Below are 670 nucleotides of genomic sequence, written 5' to 3'. Positions count from 1 at the left end.
CAGCCGCGATGCGAGGCTTCGAGCGCCTGGCGCATCACCTTGGTGTTGCCGGTGCAGTCGAAGGTGTAGTCGGCGCCRCCGATCTGGTCGGCCCCGCGCTTGGTCATGTTGACGAGGTAAGGCACGATGTCGTCGCCGACCTCCTTCGGATTGACGAAGTGGGTCATGCCGAAGCGCTCGCCCCAGGCCTTCTTGTCGTTGTTGAGGTCGACGCCGATGATCATGTCGGCGCCGGCCAGACGCAGGCCCTGGATGACATTGAGGCCGATKCCGCCGAGACCGAAGACGATYGCGGTCGCCCCCATCTCCACYTKGGCCGTGTTGATGACSGCGCCGATGCCGGTCGTCACGCCGCAGCCGATGTAGCAGATCTTGTCGAAGGGGGCGTCGGGRTTGACCTTGGCAACCGCAATCTCCGGCAGCACCGTGTAGTTGGCGAAGGTCGAGCAGCCCATGTAGTGGTGGATCTTGTCSTTGCCGATCGAGAAGCGCGAGGTGCCGTCCGGCATCAGGCCCTGGCCTTGCGTCGMGCGGATCGCGGTGCACAGGTTGGTCTTGCGCGACAGGCACGACGGGCAGGAGCGGCATTCGGGCGTATAGAGCGGAATGACATGGTCGCCCTTCTTCACCGAGGTGACGCCCGGGCCGACGTCGACGACGATGCCGGCGC

The 670-nt window shown here is 65.2% G+C and carries 1 protein-coding gene; it reads right to left on the bottom strand.

The window, feature by feature from the left end:
- Positions 1–670: zinc-binding dehydrogenase (locus tag AB4Z53_RS35420; protein WP_441600104.1), on the bottom strand; the 670-nt coding region annotated here is incomplete at both ends.

This window comes from Ensifer sp. 2TAB8, assembly GCF_052115125.1.
In the GTDB taxonomy this organism is placed as follows: Bacteria; Pseudomonadota; Alphaproteobacteria; order Rhizobiales; family Rhizobiaceae; genus Ensifer.
The sequence above is the reverse complement of the archived record's forward strand: the minus strand, read 5'-3'. Positions and strand labels throughout refer to the sequence as shown.